This is a genomic window from Vibrio sp. 10N.247.311.47 (assembly GCF_041467535.1).
GTDB lineage: Bacteria > Pseudomonadota > Gammaproteobacteria > Enterobacterales > Vibrionaceae > Vibrio > Vibrio crassostreae_C.
The window spans coordinates 1-6,000 of the sequence record NZ_JBFSUR010000070.1 but is presented as its reverse complement, the minus strand read 5'-3'; the positions used below and the strand labels follow the sequence as shown (position 1 = coordinate 6,000).

5 protein-coding genes and 2 tRNA genes are annotated in these 6,000 nt (G+C 43.1%); 4 read left to right on the top strand and 3 right to left on the bottom strand.

Going from position 1 to position 6,000, the window contains the following annotated elements:
• Nucleotides 1–624 precede the first annotated feature (624 nt).
• A complete protein-coding gene (pssA, locus tag AB6E51_RS23875; protein ID WP_029235079.1) occupies nucleotides 625–1,965 on the bottom strand; it encodes a CDP-diacylglycerol--serine O-phosphatidyltransferase in 1,341 nt (446 codons plus the stop codon).
• Nucleotides 1,966–2,056: 91 nt separating this feature from the next.
• Entirely contained in the window at nucleotides 2,057–2,488 is a 432-nt protein-coding gene (locus AB6E51_RS23870; protein ID WP_123306414.1) for a GNAT family N-acetyltransferase, read from the bottom strand.
• Nucleotides 2,489–2,554: 66 nt separating this feature from the next.
• Here AB6E51_RS23870 and murB point away from each other — a divergent pair, with 66 nt between their 5' ends.
• On the top strand, nucleotides 2,555–3,601 hold the full coding sequence (gene murB / locus AB6E51_RS23865) for a UDP-N-acetylmuramate dehydrogenase (protein WP_372059109.1): 1,047 nt from the start codon (nucleotides 2,555–2,557) through the stop codon (nucleotides 3,599–3,601).
• Nucleotides 3,598–4,563, top strand: coding sequence for a bifunctional biotin--[acetyl-CoA-carboxylase] ligase/biotin operon repressor BirA (gene birA / locus AB6E51_RS23860; protein WP_017059800.1), 966 nt, complete (start codon nucleotides 3,598–3,600; stop codon nucleotides 4,561–4,563). Before murB ends, birA begins: the two co-directional genes overlap by 4 nt.
• Nucleotides 4,564–4,570: 7 nt before the next feature.
• Here the strand turns inward: birA and coaA are convergent, their stop codons facing one another.
• Nucleotides 4,571–5,494 (bottom strand): type I pantothenate kinase, encoded by a 924-nt coding sequence (gene coaA / locus AB6E51_RS23855; protein ID WP_017066910.1) that lies wholly within the window; start codon nucleotides 5,492–5,494, stop codon nucleotides 4,571–4,573.
• A gap of 210 nt (nucleotides 5,495–5,704) precedes the next feature.
• Between coaA and AB6E51_RS23850 the strand changes: the two genes are divergently transcribed.
• Nucleotides 5,705–5,780, top strand: a tRNA-Thr gene (locus tag AB6E51_RS23850).
• Nucleotides 5,781–5,824: 44 nt separating this feature from the next.
• Nucleotides 5,825–5,909, top strand: a tRNA-Tyr gene (locus AB6E51_RS23845).
• Nucleotides 5,910–6,000 lie beyond the last annotated feature (91 nt).

Genomic DNA, 6,000 nt, shown 5'->3' with positions numbered 1-6,000 from the left:
CTAAATTTCACAATAATTCATCAATCTTAATTAGATCACATTTTTACTTTAATTGATATTATGAGTGCTGTAAAGGCACCGAGCCCCTGCACTTCATGCTATTCCGGCACATATCAGAAAGCCTAGTCTGACGACTAGGCTTTCATCGTTTCCTGCGTATGTGTTTTGGGTTTTAGTAGTAGATCCTTATCGCTAGCTATGAAGTACTTCTCTATATATCGGGAGGTGCTGCTTGGGAATATAGGTGGTCACTTCTAACTCTTAAGCTAAATAGAGCAGAGCACTAATCTGATTGTTTTACTATGTGAAATTCTCTATCGCGTACGTACTTCGCCCTAAGGAGTGAGACTTTATTGCTTGAATACGTAAAGGGTAATTGTCGATTATGTTCGTATTGGTACTCGTTTAGCTGCTATCTAAACCATACCTGATACACGTATCTGGAACCCTGAGACTGACTAAGTAAAAGGTAGGATGCTTAACACTTCAAGCTATCACACTCACTATGCATAAATAGAGATGTTGATTCGAAAGACCATCAAACAAACCTAAATAGCTATCTCGTAGATACAAAAACGCCTAGCGTTTGCTAGGCGTTGATAAATAGTGTCTCTAATACATCGACTACAGTATTTGCTTAAGCACCCTATCGGCTTTCACACGAGTGATCTTACGAATCAACTTCTGAACTTCCATCGGGTAGCTCTCTACCTTGTCTAACTGCTTATAAGTACAGATAAGCTGAGTGTGTTGAAGGATGTTATCCACTTCAGCCTGAAACTTGTCTGTTAGGTGATGGTAGTTATCTTGGATAAAGATACCGTTCTCTAGATCCAACTTCCATGCGCGTGGATTTAGATTATTACCTGTTAGTAGCATGTAGCGCTTATCTACCCAAATGCCCTTTAGGTGGAAGCTATTGGAATCGTGTTGCCAAAGTCGAATTGATAGATTACGGCTAGCAATATGAGCTTCATTCGCTTTAGCGAAACGGCGTAAGTTCAGTTCGTAAAGGTATGGCAAACCACCAATCGTTTTAAACTCTTCTTCTGGTGAGATAAAGAAATCATTCGCTGTCTTATCACCAACAACAATGCTGACCTTTACGCCACGCTTAAGTGCTTTCTTCACTTCTTTAGCTAGGCTAGGTGGGAAGTTGAAGTAAGGTGTGCAGATGAAGATTTCATCTTTAGCTTGAGCGACGAGTTGGTTGATTCCCTGATTCAGACGGTTACGTCTTTTACCGATACCAACCAATGGTGTTACAGCCACTTGCTCTGCTGAAACCTCTTGCCCTTCGAATTGATACTGAGACCTTGCCAATGATGCTCGAAACTGACGAATCGCTGGTTTCAGTTCTTTGGTCGCAGGCTTGTTCTTATCAGCCAGGTCATAAACAGCGCTGTCCGCAACCATCTGTTCGTGTACGTAGGCAAACATTGAGTCAGCAAGAGCTGCATTGTTTAAAACATGGTAACGATCAAAGCGATAGCGGTCATGGTAATTCAGATAGATATTGTTAAGGCTTGCACCGCTGTATATCACGCTATCATCGACGATAAAGCCTTTTAAGTGCAATACGCCAAAGACTTCTTTGCCGCGAACGGGAATGCCATAGACAGGCACAGAATGTTGATATTTCTCTGCGAACTCTTTATACATGGCTGCATTGCCTTCAGAAGACTCTGCGCCAATCAATCCACGCTGCGCCCGGTGCCAATCGACACAAACGCTCACGTCTAATTCTGGATTCTTTTGCTTTGCTTCATATAAGGCAGTTAGGATCTCACGGCCAGCCTCATCATCTTCAAGATACAAAGCGACTAAACTAATACGAGTCGTTGCGCGAGATATTTCATCAAGTAGGCGAGTTCGAAACTCTTGCGCTGATAGTAGTACTTCAAACTTGTCAGGATTCTGCGCTATGGTTGGCAACTGTATGAATGGATTCCTACTGGCAATCATATTGACTGTTTTACCTTAAAAATATGCAAAATTGCGAACCTTTAATTTTACCAAAGGGATAGCATCAAATACTAGATAATCGAGGCATTCTCTAACAATTTTGCTGAAAATGCATAGGAATGAGATCTTTTCCACTATTCGAATAGCGCTCATATAAAACTCTTAAGCCATTGGGTAGCTGTTCTGGAGCGATCTGTACGAACTGATGTCGTGAGTAAAAGCTGGTGAGGTGAGCGTAGGCAAAGCAGTAGTCGTTTTCTGTCAATGTATGCTGAGCGCAATAATCCATAAGCTGAGAGCCTAATTGCTTACCACGATGTTCTTTTGATATAGCCATTCCAGTAAGCAAGCGAGCATTTTCTATCGTCCGAAAACGCACGACACCACAAAGTTCGTTATCCATTAGTAACGAGTAGATACGCTCACTTTTATTGGCTTTCCCCGTTGGATAATGTTCCTTGTAGAAACGTTTTACTAGGGGAACTTTAACGGGGTCTAATTGGGTAATGATGACATTGTTCATTCAGTCACTGCGCCACTGGTTTATCTGCTGTAGAATGGTTGCAGTGTAAGTTAATTGAATATCGTCATGCAATTCCATCTCAATGCTAGTTTAAAAAACGTTCATACTTTTTCCATCGATCAGACTTGTGATGCGTTGGTTGAAGTCACGACTATCGAAGAACTGATTACGGTTTATCAAGACCCTAAGTGGTCAACTTTGCCAAAGTTAATATTGGGTAAGGGCAGTAATATGCTTTTTACTGAGCACTTTGCAGGTTTGATTATTGTGAACCAGTTAGCCGGGATTACGTTAACCGAGACAGATAGCCATCACCATCTACATGTTAATGGTGGTGAGGATTGGCCTAGTTTGGTTAAGTGGAGTGTCGATAAAGGGCTGGGTGGTCTAGAAAATCTAGCAATGATACCCGGTTGTTCAGGCTCTGCTCCGATTCAGAATATTGGTGCGTACGGCGTTGAACTGCAAGATATATGCAAGTATGTTGATATCCTATGTCTGGATACTTATACAGTTAAGCGATTAAGCAAGGAAGAGTGTCTCTTTGGTTACCGAGATTCTATTTTCAAACATGCTCTCTACGGTAAAGCGATTGTTGTTGCGATTGGTTTAACGTTGCCGAAAGAGTGGGAGCCATGCAATCACTATGGCCCGTTAAAAAGCCTAGCAGCCGATACGCTCTCCCCTCGCACTATATTTGATGAAGTGTGTGCTATCCGTTCAAGTAAGCTGCCAGACCCTAGAGTACAAGGGAATGCGGGTAGCTTCTTCAAAAACCCTGTGATCACCAAAGATCATTTTGATCGCTTGTTAGCTCTATATCCAAATATGGTTGGTTATGAGAGTAATGACATGATCAAAGTTGCTGCTGGCTGGCTGATTGATCAATGCCAGTTCAAGGGTGTGACAGAAGGTGGCGCTCAGGTTCACCCCAACCAAGCATTGGTTATTATCAATTATGATGAGGCTTCTGCTGCGGATATCCTTAAGCTTGCAGAGCGAGTGCGCCAGTCCGTTTTGAATAAATTCGATATTCGATTGGAACATGAAGTGCGCTTTATGGGACGAGACTGCGAGACAAACCTGGATAAGGCTTTGGAGTCATTGGCATGAGAGAGCACAGTACCAAGCTTGCACTATTGAGATGTCTTGCTGACGGTGAGTTTCATTCAGGTGAAGACCTAGGTGAAATGATTGGCGTATCACGAGCGGCTATCAGTAAGCACATTAAAGGTATTCAAGAGTGGGGTTTAGATATCTACCGAGTACAAGGCAAGGGTTACAAACTAGCCAGTCGTTTGGATATGCTTGACCAAGACAAATTGTCTGCAGTTAGTCGCGATGCTTCTCTTGAACTCATTCCCATCATAGGTTCTACAAACCAACACCTATTAGAGCGCACTAACACCCTCGAATCGGGTTCTGTCTGTATTGCTGAATATCAAGCTGCGGGTCGTGGACGCCGTGGACGAGAGTGGGTATCACCATTTGGTGCAAACCTCTATCTTTCAATGTATTGGAGACTCGACGCGGGGATGGCTGCCGCAATGGGCTTAAGCCTTGTGGTTGGTGTAGCTGTTGTTGAAGCTTTGGAAGAGATGGGCGTAGAAGGTGTAAAGCTTAAATGGCCGAACGACCTTTACCACAATGACAAGAAGCTTGCAGGTATCTTGGTCGAGCTGTCAGGACAGTCTGGTGGCGCTGCGCATATTGTGATTGGTTTAGGGCTAAACCTATCCATGGATCCAACAACATCAGGTATTGGCCAGCCATGGACTTCCCTTAAAGAAGTGTGTGATGGGAAGGTGCCAGACCGTAACCAGTTAGCGCAGGCTCTGATCAATGCTTGGGATAAGTCACTTGTCGACTACGAGTTGAAAGGAATGTCCAATTTTTTAGAGCGTTGGAACCGCTTGGATAATTTCTTAGGTCGCAATGTTAGATTGATCATTGGACCTAGAGAAATTGAAGGTGTTGTTCAAGGCATCGATGAACAAGGTGCTGTATTGCTCAAAACTGAGAATGGTGTCGAGAGCTATATTGGTGGCGAGATATCGCTAAGAAAAGGCGACTAAGGCGTTACTATTTTCTTAGTAACACTTCTTCAACCATATGATCTGCGCCTTTACGTAGAATCAGGTGAGCCCTTTCTCTTGTCGGAAGGATATTTTGTTCAAGGTTCAAGCCATTAATTGAACTCCAGATACCTTCTGCTTTGTCCAATGCGGCTTGGTTCGATAATTTAGTGTAATGACTAAAGTAAGAGCCAGGCTTAGTAAACGCGCCATCGCGGAATTTCATAAAGCGATTGACGTACCATTCTTTGATTTGTTGGCTATCAGCGTCAACATAGAGTGAGAAATCAAGGAAGTCTGAAATAAACACGCGATGTGGCTCGTGTGGATAATTCATTCCGGTTTGTAAAACATTAAGCCCTTCAATAATAAGCACATCTGGTAGGTCGACGCACTTAACGTCATCAGTAATATTGTACGTAAGATGCGAGTAAACAGGGGCTGTGACATTTCTCTTGCAAGCTTTTACATCCGAAACAAAGTTCACTAAACGCTTGATATCGTAAGATTCAGGAAAGCCCTTTTTGCTCATCAACCCTTTCTCTTCTAACACCTCGTTTGGATATAAAAAGCCATCGGTTGTCACTAGTTCAACTTTTGGGTGGTTTTCCCAGCGAGAGAGTAGGGCTTTAAGCAGACGCGCAGTGGTACTTTTGCCAACAGCTACGCTACCCGCAATACCGATGATAAAAGGTGGCGCTTTCTCTTTCTTATCTAGAAATTGGTGGAGTACCGAGTTTCTATTCTGTCTGGCTGCCACATAGAGGTTCAATAGACGAGATAGCGGTAGATAGATCTCTACTGCCTCTTCCATTGTGAGCTTTTCATTGATGCCTTGAAGCTCTTTTAAGTCGCTCTCAGAAAGTGTCATCGGAACTAAATTCCTTAGCTCAGACCAACGTTCGCGGTCAAATGACATAAATGGGCTCATACAAAACTCTATAGTGGATAACAAAACAAGTGCATGGAAAATACATCAAGCGATAGATAAATAAAATATCTTCCTGTACTAGATGCGGGTTAAAGACGTAAACCTTGAGCTAAATAGCCGTATGTAGGAGTTTGGTCAGAGAATTTTGCACTTTTTTTCAATTTACTATTGCAAGGTGGAAAATCATTCAATAAAATGCGCCCCACTTGTGCCGACTTAGCTCAGTAGGTAGAGCAACTGACTTGTAATCAGTAGGTCACCAGTTCGATTCCGGTAGTCGGCACCACTTTCTCCCTTCCTATAAGGCAAGCGAGAGAAAGCTCAAAATTTGGAGAGGTTCCCGAGTGGCCAAAGGGAGCAGACTGTAAATCTGTTGGCACTGCCTTCGATGGTTCGAATCCGTCCCTCTCCACCATATTCTAAAGGTTAAATAGCTCAAACAGAGTTACGTGTTGCGTGCATCGTATAATGGCTATTACCTCAGCCTTCCAAGCTGATGATGCGGG

Coding starts and splice junctions, on each gene's coding strand:
- pssA (WP_029235079.1), bottom strand. CDS start 1,965: ATGATTGCCAGTAGGAATCCATTCATACAGTTGCCAACCATAGCGCAG.
- AB6E51_RS23870 (WP_123306414.1), bottom strand. CDS start 2,488: ATGAACAATGTCATCATTACCCAATTAGACCCCGTTAAAGTTCCCCTA.
- murB (WP_372059109.1), top strand. CDS start 2,555: ATGCAATTCCATCTCAATGCTAGTTTAAAAAACGTTCATACTTTTTCC.
- birA (WP_017059800.1), top strand. CDS start 3,598: ATGAGAGAGCACAGTACCAAGCTTGCACTATTGAGATGTCTTGCTGAC.
- coaA (WP_017066910.1), bottom strand. CDS start 5,494: ATGAGCCCATTTATGTCATTTGACCGCGAACGTTGGTCTGAGCTAAGG.